Source organism: Glutamicibacter sp. BW78 (assembly GCF_002332245.1).
Taxonomy (GTDB): domain Bacteria; phylum Actinomycetota; class Actinomycetes; order Actinomycetales; family Micrococcaceae; genus Arthrobacter_H; species Arthrobacter_H rhombi_A.
The window spans coordinates 362111-381038 of record NZ_NRGU01000030.1 but is presented as its reverse complement, the minus strand read 5'-3'; the positions used below and the strand labels follow the sequence as shown (position 1 = coordinate 381038).

The following is an 18928-nucleotide window of genomic DNA, read 5'->3' as shown; positions in this document are numbered from 1 at the left end:
CCTCGTCCTAGCTGTTATTCGCCGTCGTTGTTGTTGCTATTGTCCCCGTTGTCACCCGCGGGATCGTTATTGGACGAATCGTCGCCGGAGTCCGAGGACTTGCCAGGTTTTGAATCCTTGCTGCCGAAACTCTCCGCCGGATAGTAGTCGATGACGTCCTTGGTGTAATCCAGCCACAACGGTGCGGCCAGGGTCGAGGAGTCGGGGTTGGCATAGCGTTTGCCGTTGATCAGCTCTCCGGCAATTTCCGCGTTCCCGTCGAAGCGGCCCGTCCAGGCAGCGGTGGCCATCCCGGTGGTGTAACCGACGAACCAGGTGGAGGAGGCACTGTTATTGGTGCCCGTCTTACCGGCGATCGGTTGGCTGATCGTGTCCTTGGCCACGCGGGTGCCGGCGATTCTCTTGAGGGTGCCGTTCAGGTTGGCGATCACCTGCTCGTCGATGACCTGTTCACAGGATTCTCCGGGGACCTTATAGGAATTTCCGGAGGAGTCGGTGACGGCGGTGAGGACCCGGTTCTTGCAGTACTCACCCTTATTGGCGAAGGTCGCAAAGGCGGTGGCTTGGGCCAAGGGGGTGATCGGATCCGAACCGATCACGAACGCCGGGTTGGCTCCGGTCATCGGTTTGCCCGTCGAAGCATTCAAGAGGCCGACCCGCTTGGTGACGTCGGCGATCTTGCACAAATCAAGCTGGGAGGCCTCATTGACCGTTGCGGTGTTGATGGACCAGTAGAGGCCGTAGTCCACGGTCATGCGCTTCTTATAGCCCTTGGAGAAGTTTCCCACCGGGTAGCCCGGAGGGTCCAGGCTCACATAGCCCTTGGGCATGCAGGAGGCCTTCCAATGGAATTCCGGTCCGTAGCTATCGCGGGCAGCATTGACCTGATCCCACATATGCCGACCGTCTTCCAACCAGGCGATGGCCGTGTAGGGCTTCATGGTCGAGCCGCCCTGGAAGCCGTTTGTACCACCCATCGACCGGCCCGCGGCGAGGTTATAGGTCGTATATGCCGAGTTGTCCGGCTCGGAGCCGAACTTCTTGTTCTGCGCCATGGCCAGAACGTTGCCGGTGCCCGGTTCCACGGTGACGATGACCGACCCCATGTTGGAGCTGTCACCGGCAGGAATAACCTTCCGGGTTTCTTTTTCCGCTTCCTTCTGCAGCCGCGGGTCCAAGGTGGTCTTGATGGTGAGACCGCCACGGTAGAGCAACGATTCGCGGTCCTTCTCCGTCTTCCCGAAGGCAGGATCCTTCAGGAACTCGTGCGCGACGTAATCGCAGAAGTTATTCGCCGTCTTGGCGGCGACACAACCGGATTTCACGGCCTTGGGCTTCAGACCCAATTTCGTCTTCAAAGCCTTGTCATATTCGGCCTTGGTGATCGACTTTGTTTTGAGCATGGCCCCGAGCACCGTGTTGCGTCGTTTGAGTGTCAGCTCGGGGTTCTTCAGCGGATCGAAGGTGTTCGGGCGCTGGACCATACCGGCGAGCATGGCGGATTGCTGGATGTTCAAGTCCTTGGCGTGGACCGAGAAATAGCGTTCCGCGGCGGCCTCGACACCGTAGTTGGTCCCGGAGAAGAGGACGAGGTTGAGATAGCCCTGCAGAATCTCCTTCTTGGTGAATTCCTTCTCCACGGAGATGGCCAGCTTGGCCTCACGGAGCTTATCGGCGAGGTCCTTGGTACCCGAAAGGGTCAGTTCTGAACGGTCGACGCCCTTGAGCGAGTCGGCGTTGATGAGCACGTTGTTGACGTACTGCTGCGTCAGCGTCGAGGCACCCTGCTGCGAGGAACTGGTGAAGTTGTGGGCCGCGGCGCGGGCAATACCGCGCAGGTCGACGCCGTTGTGCTTATAAAACCGTTCGTCCTCGATGGAGACAATCGCGTTCTGCATGTCCTTGGAAATGTCATCGAGGTCCACCGGTGTGCGGTTCTCCGCGTAGAACGTGGCGAGGGTCGTCCCGTCCTTGGCCACGACCTTGGAGGGTTGGGAGAGTGGTTCCTGCTTCAGCTCGGCCGGTAGAGCATCGAAGAAGTCCATCCCGATCGCTGCGGTGGAGCCGGCCACTGAGGCTGCAGGCACCAGCATTCCGGCAGCCAGGACCCCGCAGAGTGCGCTGACCCCGAAGAAGGCCACGATCTTGCCGAGGGTGGTTGCAGTGTTGAAGAAGGGGGACTTTCTAGACGCCATGCGGACCAGTTTAGCCGGAGCGGCTAACGTATTCGGTATGACGAAATGGGAGTATGCGACTTTACCGCTGATAATTCACGCCACGAAGCAGATCCTGGACCAATGGGGAGACGACGGTTGGGAGCTTGTTACCGTCATCGCCGGGCCCGATGGGAATGCTCCGGTGGCTTACCTCAAACGCCCGAAGCAGTAGTCCGAAAGGAAACCGGAAATCGTGGAAAACCAGCCTTCATCCGCTGTCGAACAGCGTCTTGCCGAACTCGGGATGACGTTGCCGCAGGTGGCAGCACCCGTTGCTGCCTATGTGCCGGCAGTCATCACCGGCAACCTCGTGCACACCTCGGGACAACTGCCGTTTATTAACGGCGAACTCACAGTAACCGGAAAGGTCGGCGCGCAGGTCGACGCCGACACCGCCAAGGGACAGGCTGCCACGGCAGTTCTCAATGCCATGGCAGTCGTGAAATCGATGATCGGAGACCTCGACCGGGTCACCCGAATTGTGAAGGTCGTCGGATTCGTTTCCTCCGATCCGTCCTTTACCGGACAGCCGGGCGTGGTGAACGGTGCCTCCGAGCTGTTGGGCACCGTGTTTGGCGATGCGGGCATCCATGCCCGTTCGGCCGTCGGCGTGGCGGCACTGCCGCTGGACGCCTGCGTCGAAGTTGAATTGATTGCCGAATTCAGCTGATTCGACACGACCCGTCGTCGGCGGCGTGTCAGGTCGGGGCGGGGGACCGCGTCCAGCGGAATCCGCAACGCCCCGCACCGGCATGCTCCGACGGCTGTTCCCGCTCCCGCCGTCCCAATACGGGGCGGCGGAGAGTTGGATCACCTATGGCAGCCGCACCCCACGTGCGGCCAGGAGGGCATCTTCAGTTGTCTTATTGAGGGACTCGCCCCAGGGTGTGGAGACCTATCTCAGCTACCGCCCCGGGGGTTCCCCGCTGGGCTCGGTGGCCTTTCCCGGCGGGAGCTTCGAAGCCGGAGATGACGAAAACACTGACTGGTTCGGCCCCTCCCTGGGCTGGTGGTCCAGCCAGCTGGGCGTGCTCGATCACCGCATCGCCCGGAGCCACATCATGTGCGCGGTCCGTGAGCTCTTCGAGGAGACCGGGATCCTGCTGGCCGGTTCGGACGCCCTGTCCATCGTGGAGAACTGCAATACCGCCGAATGGATGCAGATCCGCGAGGCCGTCGCCGGGCAGGACATCAGCTTCACCGCGATGCTGGCCAAACGTGGGCTGGGTCTGCGGACCGACCTGCTGCGTCCGCTCTCGCATTGGATCAGCCCCGACTTCGCCCACCGGCGTTTCGATACCCGCTATTTCGCCGCAGCTTTGCCGCCGCAGCAACAGGCCAGCCTCCTCCAAGGCAAAGGGGTTTGGAGCGCCTGGAAGTCGGCTGCCGACGTCTTGAAGGACCGTGCCACCGCCTCATTGGGTGATGAAGTCGACCAGCAGGACACCCGCGGACAGCAACTGAGCGCGATCACCACACCCGCAGTTGAGTTCATCCTGGAGAAGGTTGCCACCACCCGTGGAACGGTCGCCTACCTCTCGCACCGCCGCCGGGTGAAGTCCTACCACCCCAAACTGATCGAGGTAGAAGGTTCCTTCTACCTGGATGTGAGCATCAGCGCCGCCTCCGAAGGCGGGGCCGCGGCCCGCGGACGCTGAGTCTGCTCCGTCGGATAGGCCCGGCAGGACGCTCTCGCCGCACGGCCGCTTAAACCGAGCACCCCCGCCCCGGACACCCCATCGTGGGGCCCCGGTGGCGGGGGTGATTCGTCGGGCCTACGGCTCGCCCGGATGCTTCGACGTTAGCGCGAACGCTGACGCAGACGCTGAATGTCGAGGATCACCACGGCGCGGGCCTCCAGACGGAGCCAGCCGCGCTGGACGAATTCCGCCAAAGCCTTATTCACGGTTTCGCGGGAAGCGCCGACCAGCTGGGCCAATTCTTCCTGGGTGAGCTCGTGGGCGACCAGAACACCGTCGGTGGCCGGGCGGCCGAAACGGTCAGCCAGGTCCAGCAGGGCCTTGGCAACACGGCCGGGAACATCCGAGAACACCAAGTCGGCCAGCGACTCGTTGGTCCGGCGCAGGCGACGAGCCAACGCTTGCAGGAGCTGCACGGAGACCTCAGGGGAGCTCTGTAGAACCTTGCGCAGGTTCTCGTGACGCAGGCCAGCCAGACGGGTTTCCGATACGGCGGTCGCCGTGGCATTGCGCGGGCTCGGATCGAACAGGGCCATTTCGCCGAAGAGCTCTCCCGGACCGAGGACGGCCAGCAGGTTCTCACGACCGTCGGGTGCGGTGCGCCCCAGCTTGATCTTGCCCGAAACGATGAAGTAGAGCTGATCTCCCTGATCTCCCTCGCGGAACACTGATGCCCCGCGCGACAAATCGACCTCGATCAATTCCTCGGTCAGGGCGGCGAATACCTCGTCGCTGAGCGTCGTGAATAGTGGTGCCCGGCGCAGTACCTCGATGTCCATGAATTCTCCTCGCAAATGTGATGGCGCTTGTCTTATTGTGCCGTAGTCAGAACCGATGTGACACCTTCCACAACGATAGTTGCATGATTTCAGCCCTCAGCACCAATGTTTGACCCGGGCGTGCCCGTAGACTGATTGAGCCGTACGGGCACCGGAACCTGCCGGAAACCCGCCGCGGTCTCATGTGACGGGTTGGAGATTTTGGTGATTTTCGGGTTCAGCTGGCTCGACATCTTGCTGTTGCTGTCGTTTGTCGCCTTCCTTGTATCGGGCCTGCGTAAGGGCCTTTTCGTGACCCTCGGCGGCGTGGTTGGGCTCGTTGCCGGCGGCATCGGTGCCTTCTACGCGATCCCGTTCGTCTCCAGCTGGGTGTCCACCGCGGGCTGGCGGGTCTTCTGGGTCATCGCCACCGCCGTCGTTCTGGTGCTTCTGGGCCACTCCATCGGCGTGGCCGTGGGCAACCGGGTCCGGCTGATGCTGAACTTCCCCGTCGTCAAGACCTTCGACCGGCTCCTGGGCGGAATCACCAACGTCGTCGTCGCGGCCCTGGTCATCTCGGCGATCGCGTTCTCGGCAGCGAGCATGGGCCTCCCGTTCCTATCCCAGCAGATCGCCTCCTCACAGGTCATCAGCACCATCCGCAACGTCACCCCCGATCCGGTGTCCTCGGCGATGGCCAAGGCACGCTCCGTGGTGATGGGCCAGTCCATCCCCGATCTGATCGAGCCCTTTGCCCCGGTCCCCGACGGTGCGGCAGCCGATGCTGAACCCGATGCCGCGGCCACGAACGCCGTGGAGGATTCGGTGGCGAAAATCACCGGTACGGCCTTCGCTTGCGGAGTGAACCAGACCGGGAGCGGTTTCGTCATCGCCCCGGACCGGATCCTGACCAACGCCCATGTCGTGGCAGGTATCGCCGAACCGGTCGTGAACACTGCTGATGGTCGGGCGTTGGCCGCCCGGGTCGTCCACTTCGACGCTTCCCAAGACCTTGCCGTGCTGGCCGTGGACTCGCTCGATCTGAAACCGGTGCAGGAAGGCCGTGATCTGTCCACCGGGGATTCGGCCACCTTCATGGGATACCCCGAAGGCGGACCCTTCCAGGCCCAGGGGGCGGTGGTCCAGTCCCTGCGCAGCATTTCGGTCCAGAACATCTACGGGGCGGACGCCTCGAACCTGGAGATCTACCAACTCGGTGCCGACGTCAAACAGGGCAACTCGGGGGGCCCGCTGCTGGATGATTCGGGGAAATTGGTGGGGGTCATCTTCGCCAAGGCCAAGGGCGATACCGATGTGGGCTACGCGCTCTCCCTGCAGGAAGTCGGCCCGGTCCTGAAGCAGGCTTCGCAGTATTCAGAAACCGTGTCCACGGGGGCCTGCTCGGCGCACTGACCTGTTCAGCCGATCCAATCCAAGGTGGCCCCATGCTGTCCCGTATAGGCCAAGGGCACCGAGTCCAGGGCGAGCGTGAACCGGTCACCCTGAAGAGAATTGACGGTCAGCCCGGCCTCATCCAGGAAGAAATTCTCGTTGGAGAGCCACCGGCAGTCCAAGGATCTGATGGTTGCGGCGAAGCGGCTGCGATCGGCGGGGCTCAGATAGGCGAGCACTGCGGAATGGAAGACGACGGCGTGATGGGAGTCGGGCACAGCGGCCACCAGCTCGGCGACCCGGTCGTTGAGGTCCCCGGTCAGCAGCGACGGGCCTTCCGCCCCCAGGGAAGCCAACCGTCCCAGGGCGGCTCGCAGGGTCTGTAGCCGGTCCTCCTGCCCGGGCCAGACCAAACACTCGAGCCAGCGCACCGTATCGGGATCGGTAGCGTCCAACGGGTTCAGATCCACCCCGGTCCGCGAAGCGACCCGGGGCAGCGTTGAGGGCAGTGGCGGATTGCCCGTGGTGGTACAGCGCAGCAGGGGAGACGCAGTACCCAGCCGGGGGCCGCCGTCGTACTCATAGGAGTAGAGGTCAGGGAGTAGGCACAGCCCCGCGGAGGGGCCGACCTCGATCAGCGCCAAGGGGCGTTCGTCGGCTGCGGCGATCAGTCCCAGGGCCGGCAGGAGGGTGGCGCAACGGCGCGGTTCGTTGGTTTGGGTGCGCCGCTCCAACACCACGCGGAAGACCTCCGGCCAGGCATCGTGCAGGAAGTGGGCCAGGGCATCGGCGTCCTGATCCGGGCAGCCCAGGAAACGGCTGGCAGCGAACACCAGATTGGGTTGGCGTTTGGCCGGTGGCAGGGAGGCGATGAGTGAGGCCATGTCCCGGTCGGCGGCGACCCGGGAGGCCCATGCCGTGTAGATCGCAGAATGCCCGTCGAACCAGTGCCGGGCGTACTGGTCGTAGGTGGCTGCCGTCGCCGCCACTTCGTCGGTGGTTTCCTCCATGATCCGTTCCTGCCTCCGTGGTGGGTCCTCTGGCTTAGTGGAGGCCAGCCAGCTGGTCGATGGCATACCCGTAACCGTTGATCCCGGCACCAATGATGATTGCTGCGGCGACGGGGGAGATGAACGAATGATGCCGGAAGGCCTCGCGGGCGTGGACATTGGACAGGTGGACCTCGATGACGGGAAGCCCCACGGCGGAGATGGCGTCGGCGATGGCCACCGAGGTATGGGTGTAGGCCCCGGCGTTCAGGACGATGCCCGACGACGTACCGCGGGCTGCCTGGATCGCGTCCACGAGGGCGCCTTCATGGTTGGACTGCAAAAAATCGGCTTCCCAACCACGTGCCGTGGCCCGGTCACGGCATAACGCCTCGACGTCGGCAAGGGTTGCTGTCCCGTAGATCCCCGGTTCGCGGGTACCGAGCAGATTCAGATTCGGTCCGTTCAGGACCAGGACGCGGCGGGGCTCCGAAGCGGTGTCAGTCATGCCCTCATTAAACCCCCACGCCCCGCCGATACGTGATGTATGACGGGGCGTGGCACGAACGGCATCCACCGTGTGGTGGTTCGTTCCCGGTAGGTCGGCCGGATCAGTGGCGCACCGAATCGGCGATCTGCGCCATGACCGACGCGTCGGCCAGGGTGCTGGAATCGCCGACCTCGCGGCCCTCTGCGACGTCCTTGAGCAGGCGGCGCATGATCTTGCCCGAACGGGTCTTGGGCAGCTCGGGGACCACGAAAATATCGCGGGGTTTGGCGATGGGGCCGATCTGCTTGCCCACGTGGCTGCGCAGCAGCTGCACCACGTCCTCCCCGTTCTTCGGTTCGCGCTGGAGGATCACGAAGGCGTACACGGCCTCCCCGGTGGTTTCGTCCTTCGCACCCACGACGGCAGCCTCGGCCACGAGTTCGCTGGCCACCAGCGAGGATTCGATTTCGGTGGTGGAGAGCCGGTGGCCCGAAACGTTCATGACGTCGTCGACGCGGCCCAGCAGCCAGAGGTCGCCGTCCTCATCGCGTTTGGCCCCGTCGCCCGCAAAATACATCTTGTCGAAGCGTGACCAGTAGGTGTCCTTATAACGCTGCATATCGCCCCAGATCCCGCGCAGCATGGCAGGCCACGGATCGCGGATGACCAGGTAGCCGCCCTCACCGTTGGCCACCGCCTCGCCATTCTCGTCCACGACGTCGATGTTGATGCCCGGGACCGGGACCTGCGCCGAACCCGGTTTGGCCGCGGTGACCCCCGGAAGCGGGGCAATCATATGGGCGCCGGTTTCCGTCTGCCACCACGTATCGACGATCGGCGTCGGATGCTCCTTGCGCTCCCCGTTGGCCCCGGCATTGGAACCGATGACGTCCCGGTACCACATCCAGGCTTCGGGGTTGATCGGTTCGCCCACCGAACCCAACACGCGCAGCGAGGACAGGTCGTAGCCATCAGGGATCTCGCGGCCCCACTTCATCATGGTGCGGATGGCTGTAGGGGCGGTGTACAGGATGGAGACCCCGTACTTCTGGACGATCTCCCACCACCGGCCCTGGTGCGGGCTGTCGGGGGTGCCTTCGTAGATGATCTGGGTGGCGCCATTGAGCAGTGGGCCGTAGGTGACGTAGCTGTGCCCGGTCACCCAACCGATATCGGCGGTGCACCAGAAAACGTCGGATTCGGGGTGTAGGTCGAAGGTATCGCGGTGCGTGACCGCGTTCTGCACCAGGTAGCCGCCGGTGGTGTGGATGATGCCCTTGGGCTTACCGGTGGTGCCCGAGGTGTAGAGCACGAAGAGCGGGTGCTCGGAGTCGTGGCCTGCGGCGACGTGCTCGGTGTCGGCGGTGGCAACAACGTCGTCCCACCACAGGTCCAGACCCTCGGTCCAGGCGACGTCTTCGCCGTTGCGCTTGACCACCAGCACGTTCTGCACCGAACCGGCACAACCAGCTACTGCTTCGTCGACGGCAGGCTTCAGCGCGCTGGGCTTGCCCCGACGCCAGGTCCCGTCGGCGGTGACGACCAGCTTCGCTTCGGCGTCGTCGATGCGGCTGCGCAGGGCGTCGGCGGAGTAGCCACCGAAGACCACCGAATGGATCGCACCGATCCGGGCGCAGGCCAGCATGGTGATGACGGCCTCGGGGATCATCGGGAGGTAGACGGCAACCCGGTCGCCCTTGCCGACACCCAAGGAACCAAAGGCGTTGGCGGCACGTTTCACTTCCTCGGTGAGTTCGGCGTAGGTGTAGCTGCGGGTATCGCCGGGCTCACCTTCGAAATAGATGGCGACCCGGTCGCCGTTTCCGGCCTCGACGTGCCGGTCCAGGGCGTTATAGGCGGCATTGACCTTGCCTCCGACGAACCACTTCGCCACCGGGGCCTCGGACCAGTCGAGGGTTTCGGTGAAGTCCGTCTCCCAGGTCAACGCCTCCCGGGCGCGATCGGCCCAATATCCCAGCCGGTCGTCGGCTGCCCGCTGGTACAACTCCTCGCGGGCCACGGCCTGGGCCGCGAATTCGGCGCTCGGCGCGAAGCTGCGGTCCTCATGGGAGAGGTTATCGAGGGTGGAGTGCTTGTCCGACACGGTGCGGATCCTTTCGGCGCGGAATTAAGTGCTGTGAGTCAGGTTACAACCGATCGTCTCTGGTGGTGGCCTCGATCACGCAGTGAGACGCTCACCGTGCGGATTCTGCGGTGAACGGTACCCTCGGGGCCCCCTGGAGAGTGAAATGGCCTCGGAATCCGTGCGGCATTGGTCGTACCGCGCCGATAGGCTGGGGACCGAAGCCGATTGCAGACCGTCACGAAGTGGGCGGCGAAAGGAGTCATGATGGCTAGTTCCTCCGCCGATTCGTCGGGGACCGCCCCGGCACTGGCCGGCCCCTTCACCCTGCGCGAAGTCGCGGTGATGGCTGGCGCCCTGCTGCTGCTCGTTGGATCCGTGTTGCCGTTCCAGGTCGCCGGAGGCTCCTATGCCAACGTGTGGAACCACCAGACGAGCGCCTTCAACCAATTCATCTCGCTGGCCCTGCCGCTGATCATTGGCGGGGCCTTCGCCTGGCGCCGACTCGCCGGCAGGACCCGGGTGACCGCCGGTTCCCTCACCTTGGACCAGCTCGGTTCGGTGGTCTCCCTGTTGGGCATCCTGTACTTCTTCATCTACTCGGTGATGTCGATGAACCCCGCCTTCCTGTTGGGACTGGTCGGCGCCCTGGTGATGACCGCAGGCACTACGGCGGCCCCTTATATCCCGGGGTTCGTGCTGGATTTCGCGCCCGGCGAGGCGGCCCTGCTGACCCGGCCGATCCGCCCCAGCGCACCGCGTGCCCAGGCCCGGCCCGCTGCCTCGAACACCTCTGCCGTCCCACCGGAACCGGCCACCGGAGCCGCAGCCGCCACCGGGACGACCGTCCCCGCCGGAGCCCAAACGCCCGGCCAGACTCCCGAAGAGAAACACCAGGCCGCGGTGGCGACCGGGCTGGCCGCCGGCCACAGCACGACGCCCGAACCCGTTCCGGGAGCCTGGCCGGTGTCCGCTGACGCCGATGAAGCGGCAGAACCTGGCGAGATCGCCGACACCACGAACGGCCCGACCGGTCAACCAGCGGAACCGGAGGCCACCACACCTGAGCCGGCGGGGCCCCCCACCGATGCGGGAACCCTGCCGGTCGTTGCCGATTCCCCGTCCCCGAGCGCCGGCCCAGAACTTCTCGGTACACCGGCAGCCCAGGAGCCAGCGGCCGAAACACCGGCAGCGAAGCCAGACACCGCCGAGGACGTCCCGGGGCCCGAAGCATCACCAGCTTCCGCAGCTCAGGCACCGGCACCGGCACCGGCACCGGCACCGGCACCGGAAACGACGGTGCATTCGGTGGCCGCCAGCAGCGATACAGCTTCCCAACAGGAAGCCGAACAGTCCTTCACCGCCACCAGTGGTGGGAACGCCTCGACGTCAACGGCCTTCTGGTTCGCGGTGCCCGATAGCCGCACAGCGGTTAACGAGGCCACGGGCCGCAACTCCTTCGTCCTGGAGCCCGGGGAGTGGATCTTGGCCTTGGAGGATCGCGGATACGAGTTCCTCGTCCAGACCTCCGACGGCGCGGTGGGGGTACTGCGCGATCTGAGCCGGATCGAACGCGCCTGACGATGCCGGTGGAACAACCCCGCAAGGCGACGCCGCGTGATCGTGAAACAACGATTGGCCTCAAACGCCGGGCCCGGAAGATCAATAGGGTTCTGGCCGAAACCTACCCCTATGCGGTCCCCGAACTGGACTTCGAGAACGCTTTCGAACTCATCATCGCCACCGTCCTGTCGGCCCAAACCACCGATGTGCGGGTGAACGCCGCGACCCCGGCACTCTTCGCCGCCTACCCGGATCCGATCGCCCTTTCGGAAGCGGAACTGGAGGACGTCCAGGAGTTGGTCCGTACCACCGGCTTCTACCGGACCAAGGCCAGCAATATCATCGCCCTCGCGCGTGCTGTGGTCGACGAGTACGACGGCGTGGTCCCCTCTCGGGTCGAGGACCTGGTCACCCTGCCCGGAGTCGGGCGCAAGACGGCCAACGTGGTGCTCGGCAATGCGTTCGGCATCCCGGGGATCACCGTGGATACCCATTTCCTGCGGTTGGCCCGCCGGCTGGGGTGGACGCTGGAAACCGACCCGGTCAAGGTGGAGCACGCCGTCGGTGAACTCTTCGAAAAACGTGATTGGACGATGCTCTCGCATCGGATCGTCTTCCATGGTCGGCGGATCTGCCACGCCAGGAAACCGGCCTGCGGGGTCTGTCCGATCGCCACGTTGTGCCCGTCCTACGGGGAAGGGGAGGTTGACCCGGAAAAGGCGGCGAAACTGCTGAAGTACGAGCTCGCCCCGGGCCGCGAAGACCTGCTGGAGCTGATGCGTTCCGGAAAATCGCGGCGAGAACTGCGGGCGCTGGGCTTCGGGTTGGGAACATGAGTGGACCGGAGCTCGAAGGCGACGTGGCCGCCTGGCGCCCCATGACCTCGGGCCCGGCCCGCGAGGACCTCCTGGCCATGATCGAACGTCACCGACCGCTGGTCGAGGCCGGTGACCTGGGGGCCAGCAAAATGCCCTCATCCTGGATGTTTGAGGGGCTGGACCATTCGCTGGCCCGCCGTGCCGCGGTGCTCATCCTGTTCGGGCGTCTGGACGATATCGATGCGATGGCAGCACCGCTCACAGCTCCGGCGGATCTTGATGTGCTGTTCGTTGAGCGGGCAGCAAACCTGCGCGATCATCCCGGGCAGGTGGCTTTCCCCGGTGGGGCCATCGATGACACCGACTCTTCCAGCCGGGCGGCGGCCCTCCGTGAAGCCCAAGAAGAGACCGGACTGGACCCCGCCGGCGTGGAGATTCTCGGCCAATTGCCGCAGGCCGAACTTCCGGTCACCAACTTCGTCGTGACCCCCGTGCTGGGTTGGTGGAAGCTGCCCTGCGAGGTCTTCGCCGTCGATCAACGGGAATCGGCCTCCGTATTCCGTGCCCCGGTGGCTGACCTGGTGGACCCGCGGAACCGGCTGAGTGTTGAAGTCAGCCGGGGAGGCCAGAAACACAGGTCTCCGGCATTCGATCTCCACGGCAGGTTGATTTGGGGGTTCACGGGGATCGTCTTATCGAGGCTGCTCGACGATCTGGGCTGGGCCCTTCCTTGGGACCCCTCGAGGATCAGGCCCCACCCGTTCTCCTGAACCTGACGACTATGTGGCGTCGGCGTAGGATTCCACGACGGTGACCCCGACGGGGAACTGCACCGGGACGCTGCCGAAGAGCAGTGTTGCCGCCCGCTCCGCGGCTTCCTGGACCATCGCTGACACCCGTTCGGCGGCCTCCCGGGGAACATGGAGCATCACCTCGTCGTGGAGGAAGAAGACCAGTTCGCCGTCGTCACGGCCGGCGGACCGGGCGGCCCGCAGTTGCAGCCTGATCTCTGCCAGCCAACACAGCGCCCACTCCGCAGCGGTTCCCTGGACCACGAAGTTCCGGGTGAACCGTCCCCGGGTACGGGCGGCAGCATCGGCCCGACGCTGCTCTTCCGCCGAGGCGGCTCGTTGACCGTCCACCCAGTCCTGTGTTGCCGCGGGGGAGCCACGCCCCAAGAAGGTCTGCACCGCCCCTCCGGCTTCCCCGGTCCGGGCGGCCCGTTCCAGCACCGCGATCGCCTGCGGGAACGTCCGGGTCAGCTGGGGCATGAGTCTCCCGGCTTCACCGGTGGTGGAACCGTACATGGCCCCGAGCATCGCGATCTTGGCGTGGGCGCGGTCTCCGCCGAAACCTTTGTCGGCGATGCCCCGGTAGAGGTCCTGCCCCCGGGCGGCCTCGGCCAGAGGGGTGTCGCGGCCCAGCACGGCCAAAATACGAGGTTCAAGCTGGGCGGCATCGGCGACGACCAGCAGGTGCCCGGCGTCGGCCCGTGCGGCGTCGCGGATGGTATGCGGGATCTGCAATGCCCCACCGCCGCGGGAGGCCCACCTGCCGGTAACCACCCCACCGACCACATATTCGGGTCTGAACCGCCCGTCATGGATCCATTCGTCCAGCCAGACCCATCCGTTGGCAGAGTGTAGGCGGGAGAGCTTCTTATAGCGTTGCAGGACGTCCAAGGCCGGGTGCGAAAATTCGCGTAACTCCCACTGCCCGGTGCTTTTGGCGTCGATGCCCACGCGGTGCAGGGCCTTGAGGAGCTCCTGCGGGGAATCCGGGTTCAGTTGCGGGGCGCCCAAGGCGGTACGTAGCTCGGAGGCGACCTCTTCCATCCGGGCCGGGCGGACTCCCGAGGCCGGGCGTGGACCCAGCTGGTCCACCAGCAACTGTTCGTGAACGCCGCGGTTCCACGGGATGCCCTGATGCTGCATTTCGGCGGCGACCAGGGCGCCCGCGGATTCCGCGGCCAACAGCAATTGCAGCCGACGCCCCGCGGGCCCTGCGGGGATGGTGCGCTGCTGTTCACGAAACTCCGTGATGACGGCCTCAAGAGACGTCTGATCGTCTTTGGGCTCAGCAAAGAGCGCCCCCTGGTTTTCTGGTACCCGGGCCGGGGGCAGGGACCAAGCCGGCTCGCCGCCGTCGTCCCGGCCGGCCCCCGCCACCCGCAGCGACGCAAGATAGTCGGTGTTGGTGGCGGCTGGGGCATGGCGCAGGATGGTCCGGTTCAGGCTGAGATCGCTGACCCGTTCCACGGTGCAACCGGCGGCCAGCAGACCCGGATACCAGTCGCCGGTCCGCCCCCAAACCCAGCGCAGCCGGCGTGGCGCCATATCCCGGACCAGCCCCGCCAACTGGTCGTGGAACAGGACGACGGGAGGGGCCTCGGCGATCCCTGAGTCATCCAATAACTGCACGACGGCGGTGGCAGCCCCCTGATCGGGAGCCGCCTGGACGGTGGAATGAGTGGCAAGAATTGCGTAACCGGGCACCTTCCTATTCTGACAGGGACTTCCGACCCGACGCGCCCTGCACAACTGGTCCCGGGAAGGGGCCGCCGCCGGTGAGTCCACAACGCCCCGGACACGGGCCCGACCAGAACGGGTGCTGGGGCACGGTAGGCCCATGGATCAGTCGCCAGCATTCACCCCCTCGGCACCACCATCAGGCACAACTGCCGAGCAGAGGGGTGACCCCTTCAACCCCCCGGAGGCGACCGGATGGGAACAGACGGAAAACGGCGGACCGGCAGGCACCGGTTGCCTCCTGGTCACCCGTGATGAACGACTGGCCGATCACGTCGCCCTCATTGCTGCCGCCTGCGGTGTTGTGCTGCAGCTCCAACGGACGCTTCCCGATACCGTTCCAGAGGGCTGTTCCATGATTTTGCTGGGCCACGACGCCGCGTTGGAGTCCGTCGCCGGCAGGTTAGGGGCTCCGGTGGTGCTGGTCGGGTTCGGCCCCGACGGTGAGGACCTTTGGCGGGCGGCGGCCAGGGATCCCGGATCGCGGGTGGCGGTGCTGCCCGAAGCAGCTGCCTGGCTGGGGGAATACCTCGGGGAACGGGCCCTGCATTCCGGGCGGGGACGGGTGACGGTCTTTTCCGGGGCGACCGGCGGTGCCGGAACCACCACCTTGGCGGTGCTCTCGGCGGTGGGGGCCGGCCGCCGGGGTGTCCGGAGCCTGCTGGTCGATGCGGACCCGCAGAGCCGGGGGCTGTGGCCGCTCTTGGGACGGCCGACGGTTTCCGGGGTGGGATGGGAGGACTTCATGCGCTCCCGGGGGCGCATCGCTCCCGGGCATCTTGCCGACGTCTTGCCGGCAGCCGACGGCACAGCGGTGCTGACCTGGTCCGGCAGCACCCCCGAAACACTCCCGCCCGCGATGGTGAATGAGGTCATCGCCGCTTCACGCAGGACCTTCGACACGGTGGTTGTCGATGCCGGTAGAGCCGTCGGGGTGGACCAGACACTGGCCTCCCTGGCGGACTCGGTGATTATCGTGGCGCCGGGAACCATGACTGGTGTCGGTCCTGCCCGTCCCGGTGGTGGGCAGGCCCACCGGGGCCCCCGGCGCCTGGTAGTCACGGGACGGTTGCCCACCGGCATCGATCCCAGCCGGTTGGCCTCCGCTGTGGACCTGGAACTGCTGGGGTATGTTCCTGCCACTGCTGCCTTCGCTACAGCGGCCGGGGAAGGACGACTGGGTGGGGTGTTCACCCGCCGTCGTCTGCGCCGCAGGCTCAGAACAATTGTGGGGTGGACGTTGCCGCCCGATGACGACCCGGCCAGCCTGGGGCAGGGGACCTCATGAGCAGCAATGGGCCATCAAACGCTCGTACTGAGGAACAGCCCAGCGGGCGCCGCCGCTGGGATCCACAGGAATCCGCACACCCCGCTGGGCCAGGCCTCGACGAACGCCTGTTGGAGGAGGTGCGGCAACGGGCGTTGAGCGGGGCGGGACCGCTGACCGGGGCAGATTTGGCCGGTGCCGTGCGGTCCTCCGGGCTGGTGGTCGGCAGCGGTAGCGCAGCCCAGGTCATTCGTCTGCTCCAGGAGGACCTGCAGGGCCTGGGCCCGCTACAAGCCATCGCGGATGAACCGGGAACCACCGACGTTCTCGTTGACGCAGCCGGACTGGTCTGGCGGGACAGCGACGTGGGACTGCGCCGCACCACATTGCAGTTCACCGAACCCGAACGGATCAGGGCACTGGCCGTGAGATTGGCGGCCTCTGGCGGACGCAGGCTCGATGGGGCCCAACCCTTCGCCGATGTCGTCGTGGGACGCTACCGCATCCATGCCGTCCTCCCGCCCATCTCTGCCGGTGGACCGTTGATCTCGGTGCGGGTCAGAGCCGGTAAATCCGTGGGGCTGGAAGCCATCCTGCCCGGCGGCATCTCCAACCCCTGGCACCCGGTTCTCACGGCAGTGATCGGTGCGCGGCTGAACTTCCTGGTCAGCGGGGGAACCGGTAGCGGAAAAACCACACTGCTCGGAGCGATGCTGGGCGAATGTGAGCCCACCGAAAGAATCCTGATCGTCGAGGACGCGAGAGAACTTGAACCGGACCATCCCCATGTGGTCAGCCTGCAATGCCGGACCGGAAACATCGAGGGGGCCGGCGCGGTGGGAATGACGGAACTGGTCCGGCAAGCCCTGCGCATGCGCCCCGACCGGTTGGTCGTCGGGGAATGCCGCGGCGCCGAGGTCAGCGACTTTCTCACCGCCATGAACACCGGACACGACGGAGCCGGCGGCACGGTGCACGCCAGTTCCGCCGCCGCGGTCCCCGCCCGGCTGGCGGCCTTGGCTGCCCTGTCGGGAATGACCGGCGACGCGCTCACCGTCCAGACGGCCAGCGCCCTGGACCTGATCATTCACATGAGCCGAACGGCAGGACAGCGCAGCCCGCTCGAACTGGGGCGTTTGGTACGGGATGGGCGTGGGTTTCTCACGGTCTCCCCGGTCTTGCAAATGGGTACGGACCAAACACTGCGGCCGGGGCCTTCGGCCGAATGGTTGGCCGGGCTGCTCGCCGAAAGGTCCCTTCCATGTCCCTGGTGATCATCACGGGCACCGTCCTGGCCGGGCTGACCTGTTGGTTTCTGCCGGCCTTCACCAAGCTTCCCCGAGTCCAGGGGCCTACTGCGAACCCAATAGGGGCAGGTTCCGGCTTTCCGGGGGACGCCGCGCCCGAAGCCGCCCGTCGCCGCGGCGCAGGCCAGCGATGGTTCCGTCCCCGTGGCCCGGCTGCCGGGATGGGCGTGGACGACCACGTCGAATTGATGCGCCAACTGGCTGCCTTGCTGCGTTCGGGCCGGCATCCCGGTGAAGTCTGGATGCTCTTGGAAACCACCTGGGGTATGAGAATTCCGCAGGCCGAAGGTCAACGGAAAACCGCACGGGGTCCACGGCGTGGCTGGCGGAATCAACGGGCCGCCACCACTACTGCCGCCCGGGATATTGTGGCGGCTTGTCGTGCTGCTCGGATCTCCCACGAAACCGGTTCGGGCCCATCGTCAGGTATCGAACGCCATCAGCGCGAACAACCAGAATTTAGCCACGCCTGGCAGCGACTTCTGTGGTGCATCCGTCTCTCGGAGTCCACCGGTGCTCCCTTAGGAGAGCTACTCCAACGACTCGCCGACCAGCTCGAAGCCGAACAAGATCGACGTCGCGCCCTCGAAGCCGCCTTGGCCGGACCCCGGATGACACAGAAGTTACTGGCCTGGCTACCGGCCCTGGGATTGGGGTTGGCCCAGCTCATGGGTGCCGACCCGCTCGGGGTGCTCACCGGAACCGCTCTGGGAAGGATGTGTCTGATGGCCGGTGGCGCACTGTGGGGGGCCAACGCGCTGTGGAGCCGACATCTTCTGGCTGCGGCTCGACCGCCGACGACTCGGCGGCGTCTCCGGGGGAGTGGGCGGCGTCGATGACGGTCCTGGTCGCCGCGCTCCTCGCCGGGGTGACGGCATTTTGTTCCCTGGCCGTCCATCACCGCCCCTCTTCGCGGCGAGACACCGGTGCGGGGACAGGATCAGGCCCCCTTCGGCCGGCCACCGAACCAGCTCACCAGCGGCCGACGACGGCCGATGTTCCGCTTTTACTGGAACTGGCTGCCACTTTGCTTGACTCGGGGCTCCCTGTTGATGGTGTCCTGGCCACTCTGGGACGCGAGGTGGCCCCCTGCCGGGGATTGCAGCCGGTGGTCCGGTGCCTGGATTTGGGTGTCAGCTGGCAGCGGGCCTGGCAGACTGCCCCCGTCGAATTGCGAGGCATCGGTGAGGCACTGGCCTTTGCCCACCTCACCGGGGCCGCCACGGCGGGCCTACTCCGCTCTGCAGCGGACCAGGCACTCAGGGCTGAGGCCAGAAGAACCGAGAAGGAGGCCGCGGAACTGGGTGTGAAGATGGTTATTCCGCTGGGCGTCTGCGCTCTGCCGGCTTTTATTTGCCTGGGCATTGTCCCCATGGTGATGGCACTGCTGCCCGCGCTCGGCTAACCGTGCCTGCGGCACTGCGGGCTCCTGCCGGCCCACGAACCCCTCACAGGATGGGGTGGTGGCTGCGTTGTCCAGAGGGTGTTCTCCCGACCCCGTTCCGGCCTCGCCGGCACCGACAGTGGAGACAGGTCCCATGGTGGGGCCCGCAGCCAGAGAGACAGGAGAACATCATGAACGAGCAGGACGAACAGGTCGACCCCGGTGGGCAGGACCGTGCGATCGGCCAGGACAGCGCCTCTGCGCTGCCTTCAGCAGCAGGAGGAGGCGAGGAGGGGATCGCTACCGCCGAATTTGCCATCGTGGCTCTGGCCGCCGTGGGGTTTGCCGGGCTGCTAGTGAGCATTCTGAGCAGCGGAGGCGTCCGTGAGCTGCTGATGGGGCTGGTCCGTCAGGCCCTGTCCTTCTAAGGGAC

At 65.7% G+C, this 18928-nt stretch carries 18 protein-coding genes; 12 read left to right on the top strand and 6 right to left on the bottom strand.

All coding sequences use genetic code 11. From position 1 onward, the window contains the following. Nucleotides 1–14: 14 nt before the first annotated feature. Entirely contained in the window at nucleotides 15–2195 is a 2181-nt protein-coding gene (locus CIK75_RS06265; RefSeq protein ID WP_179204268.1) for a transglycosylase domain-containing protein, read from the bottom strand. 37 nt (nucleotides 2196–2232) lie between these two features. Between CIK75_RS06265 and CIK75_RS16300 the strand changes: the two genes are divergently transcribed. From CIK75_RS16300 to CIK75_RS06250, 3 genes are all read left to right on the top strand, one after another. Next, nucleotides 2233–2388 (top strand): hypothetical protein, encoded by a 156-nt coding sequence (locus tag CIK75_RS16300; RefSeq protein WP_086998016.1) that lies wholly within the window; start codon nucleotides 2233–2235, stop codon nucleotides 2386–2388. 21 nt (nucleotides 2389–2409) lie between these two features. Continuing rightward, a complete protein-coding gene (locus CIK75_RS06255) occupies nucleotides 2410–2886 on the top strand; it encodes a RidA family protein (protein WP_086997787.1) in 477 nt (158 codons plus the stop codon). A gap of 217 nt (nucleotides 2887–3103) precedes the next feature. Continuing rightward, nucleotides 3104–3874, top strand: a complete 771-nt coding sequence (locus CIK75_RS06250; protein ID WP_342744372.1) for an NUDIX hydrolase — start codon at nucleotides 3104–3106, stop codon at nucleotides 3872–3874. Between the two features lie 143 nt (nucleotides 3875–4017). Here CIK75_RS06250 and CIK75_RS06245 read toward each other — a convergent pair whose 3' ends face one another. Next, the gene (locus CIK75_RS06245; protein WP_086997794.1) at nucleotides 4018–4695 is read right to left on the bottom strand and encodes a Crp/Fnr family transcriptional regulator; all 678 of its coding nucleotides are present in this window, start codon (nucleotides 4693–4695) and stop codon (nucleotides 4018–4020) included. Nucleotides 4696–4899: 204 nt separating this feature from the next. Between CIK75_RS06245 and CIK75_RS06240 the strand changes: the two genes are divergently transcribed. Further along, nucleotides 4900–6087: a MarP family serine protease gene (locus CIK75_RS06240; RefSeq protein WP_241895329.1), complete on the top strand. Its 1188-nt coding sequence runs from the start codon at nucleotides 4900–4902 to the stop codon at nucleotides 6085–6087. A gap of 5 nt (nucleotides 6088–6092) precedes the next feature. On the opposite strand, the gene CIK75_RS06235 is transcribed toward CIK75_RS06240, so the two are convergent. The 3 genes from CIK75_RS06235 to acs all read right to left on the bottom strand — a co-directional run bounded on the left by CIK75_RS06235 (nucleotide 6093) and on the right by acs (nucleotide 9649). Next, entirely contained in the window at nucleotides 6093–7076 is a 984-nt protein-coding gene (locus CIK75_RS06235; protein WP_086997798.1) for a DUF2332 domain-containing protein, read from the bottom strand. Between the two features lie 34 nt (nucleotides 7077–7110). Then, nucleotides 7111–7563 (bottom strand): type II 3-dehydroquinate dehydratase, encoded by a 453-nt coding sequence (gene aroQ, locus CIK75_RS06230; protein WP_086997801.1) that lies wholly within the window; start codon nucleotides 7561–7563, stop codon nucleotides 7111–7113. Between the two features lie 103 nt (nucleotides 7564–7666). Then, nucleotides 7667–9649 (bottom strand): acetate--CoA ligase, encoded by a 1983-nt coding sequence (gene acs / locus CIK75_RS06225; RefSeq protein ID WP_086997803.1) that lies wholly within the window; start codon nucleotides 9647–9649, stop codon nucleotides 7667–7669. Between the two features lie 243 nt (nucleotides 9650–9892). On the opposite strand from acs, the gene CIK75_RS06220 reads away from it, so the two are divergent. The 3 genes from CIK75_RS06220 to CIK75_RS06210 are packed head-to-tail and all read left to right on the top strand — an operon-like array spanning nucleotide 9893 to nucleotide 12779. After that, the gene (locus tag CIK75_RS06220) at nucleotides 9893–11209 is read left to right on the top strand and encodes a hypothetical protein (protein ID WP_086997806.1); all 1317 of its coding nucleotides are present in this window, start codon (nucleotides 9893–9895) and stop codon (nucleotides 11207–11209) included. Between the two features lie 2 nt (nucleotides 11210–11211). Next, entirely contained in the window at nucleotides 11212–12027 is an 816-nt protein-coding gene (gene nth, locus CIK75_RS06215; protein WP_086997809.1) for an endonuclease III, read from the top strand. Next, entirely contained in the window at nucleotides 12024–12779 is a 756-nt protein-coding gene (locus CIK75_RS06210; protein WP_241895328.1) for a CoA pyrophosphatase, read from the top strand. Before nth ends, CIK75_RS06210 begins: the two co-directional genes overlap by 4 nt. 9 nt (nucleotides 12780–12788) lie before the next feature. Here CIK75_RS06210 and CIK75_RS06205 read toward each other — a convergent pair whose 3' ends face one another. Further along, the gene (locus tag CIK75_RS06205) at nucleotides 12789–14504 is read right to left on the bottom strand and encodes a bifunctional 3'-5' exonuclease/DNA polymerase (protein WP_241895327.1); all 1716 of its coding nucleotides are present in this window, start codon (nucleotides 14502–14504) and stop codon (nucleotides 12789–12791) included. Between the two features lie 133 nt (nucleotides 14505–14637). On the opposite strand from CIK75_RS06205, the gene ssd reads away from it, so the two are divergent. The 5 genes from ssd (at nucleotide 14638) to CIK75_RS06180 (ending at nucleotide 18923) form a co-directional block, all read left to right on the top strand. Then, nucleotides 14638–15825 (top strand): septum site-determining protein Ssd, encoded by a 1188-nt coding sequence (gene ssd / locus CIK75_RS06200; RefSeq protein ID WP_086997816.1) that lies wholly within the window; start codon nucleotides 14638–14640, stop codon nucleotides 15823–15825. Then, the gene (locus CIK75_RS06195) at nucleotides 15822–17078 is read left to right on the top strand and encodes a TadA family conjugal transfer-associated ATPase (protein WP_086997819.1); all 1257 of its coding nucleotides are present in this window, start codon (nucleotides 15822–15824) and stop codon (nucleotides 17076–17078) included. Before ssd ends, CIK75_RS06195 begins: the two co-directional genes overlap by 4 nt. Then, a complete protein-coding gene (locus CIK75_RS06190) occupies nucleotides 17066–17950 on the top strand; it encodes a type II secretion system F family protein (protein WP_086997822.1) in 885 nt (294 codons plus the stop codon). Before CIK75_RS06195 ends, CIK75_RS06190 begins: the two co-directional genes overlap by 13 nt. Next, the gene (locus CIK75_RS06185) at nucleotides 17947–18516 is read left to right on the top strand and encodes a type II secretion system F family protein (protein WP_086997824.1); all 570 of its coding nucleotides are present in this window, start codon (nucleotides 17947–17949) and stop codon (nucleotides 18514–18516) included. Before CIK75_RS06190 ends, CIK75_RS06185 begins: the two co-directional genes overlap by 4 nt. 170 nt (nucleotides 18517–18686) lie before the next feature. Continuing rightward, nucleotides 18687–18923 (top strand): DUF4244 domain-containing protein, encoded by a 237-nt coding sequence (locus CIK75_RS06180; RefSeq protein ID WP_086997827.1) that lies wholly within the window; start codon nucleotides 18687–18689, stop codon nucleotides 18921–18923. The last annotated feature ends 5 nt before the right edge of the window (nucleotides 18924–18928 follow it).

Coding starts and splice junctions, on each gene's coding strand:
- CIK75_RS06195 (WP_086997819.1), top strand. CDS start 15,822: ATGAGCAGCAATGGGCCATCAAACGCTCGTACTGAGGAACAGCCCAGC.
- CIK75_RS06210 (WP_241895328.1), top strand. CDS start 12,024: ATGAGTGGACCGGAGCTCGAAGGCGACGTGGCCGCCTGGCGCCCCATG.
- CIK75_RS06180 (WP_086997827.1), top strand. CDS start 18,687: ATGAACGAGCAGGACGAACAGGTCGACCCCGGTGGGCAGGACCGTGCG.
- CIK75_RS06220 (WP_086997806.1), top strand. CDS start 9,893: ATGATGGCTAGTTCCTCCGCCGATTCGTCGGGGACCGCCCCGGCACTG.
- CIK75_RS06235 (WP_086997798.1), bottom strand. CDS start 7,076: ATGGAGGAAACCACCGACGAAGTGGCGGCGACGGCAGCCACCTACGAC.
- aroQ (WP_086997801.1), bottom strand. CDS start 7,563: ATGACTGACACCGCTTCGGAGCCCCGCCGCGTCCTGGTCCTGAACGGA.
- CIK75_RS06245 (WP_086997794.1), bottom strand. CDS start 4,695: ATGGACATCGAGGTACTGCGCCGGGCACCACTATTCACGACGCTCAGC.
- nth (WP_086997809.1), top strand. CDS start 11,212: ATGCCGGTGGAACAACCCCGCAAGGCGACGCCGCGTGATCGTGAAACA.
- CIK75_RS06190 (WP_086997822.1), top strand. CDS start 17,066: ATGTCCCTGGTGATCATCACGGGCACCGTCCTGGCCGGGCTGACCTGT.
- CIK75_RS06185 (WP_086997824.1), top strand. CDS start 17,947: ATGACGGTCCTGGTCGCCGCGCTCCTCGCCGGGGTGACGGCATTTTGT.
- ssd (WP_086997816.1), top strand. CDS start 14,638: ATGGATCAGTCGCCAGCATTCACCCCCTCGGCACCACCATCAGGCACA.
- CIK75_RS16300 (WP_086998016.1), top strand. CDS start 2,233: ATGACGAAATGGGAGTATGCGACTTTACCGCTGATAATTCACGCCACG.
- CIK75_RS06265 (WP_179204268.1), bottom strand. CDS start 2,195: ATGGCGTCTAGAAAGTCCCCCTTCTTCAACACTGCAACCACCCTCGGC.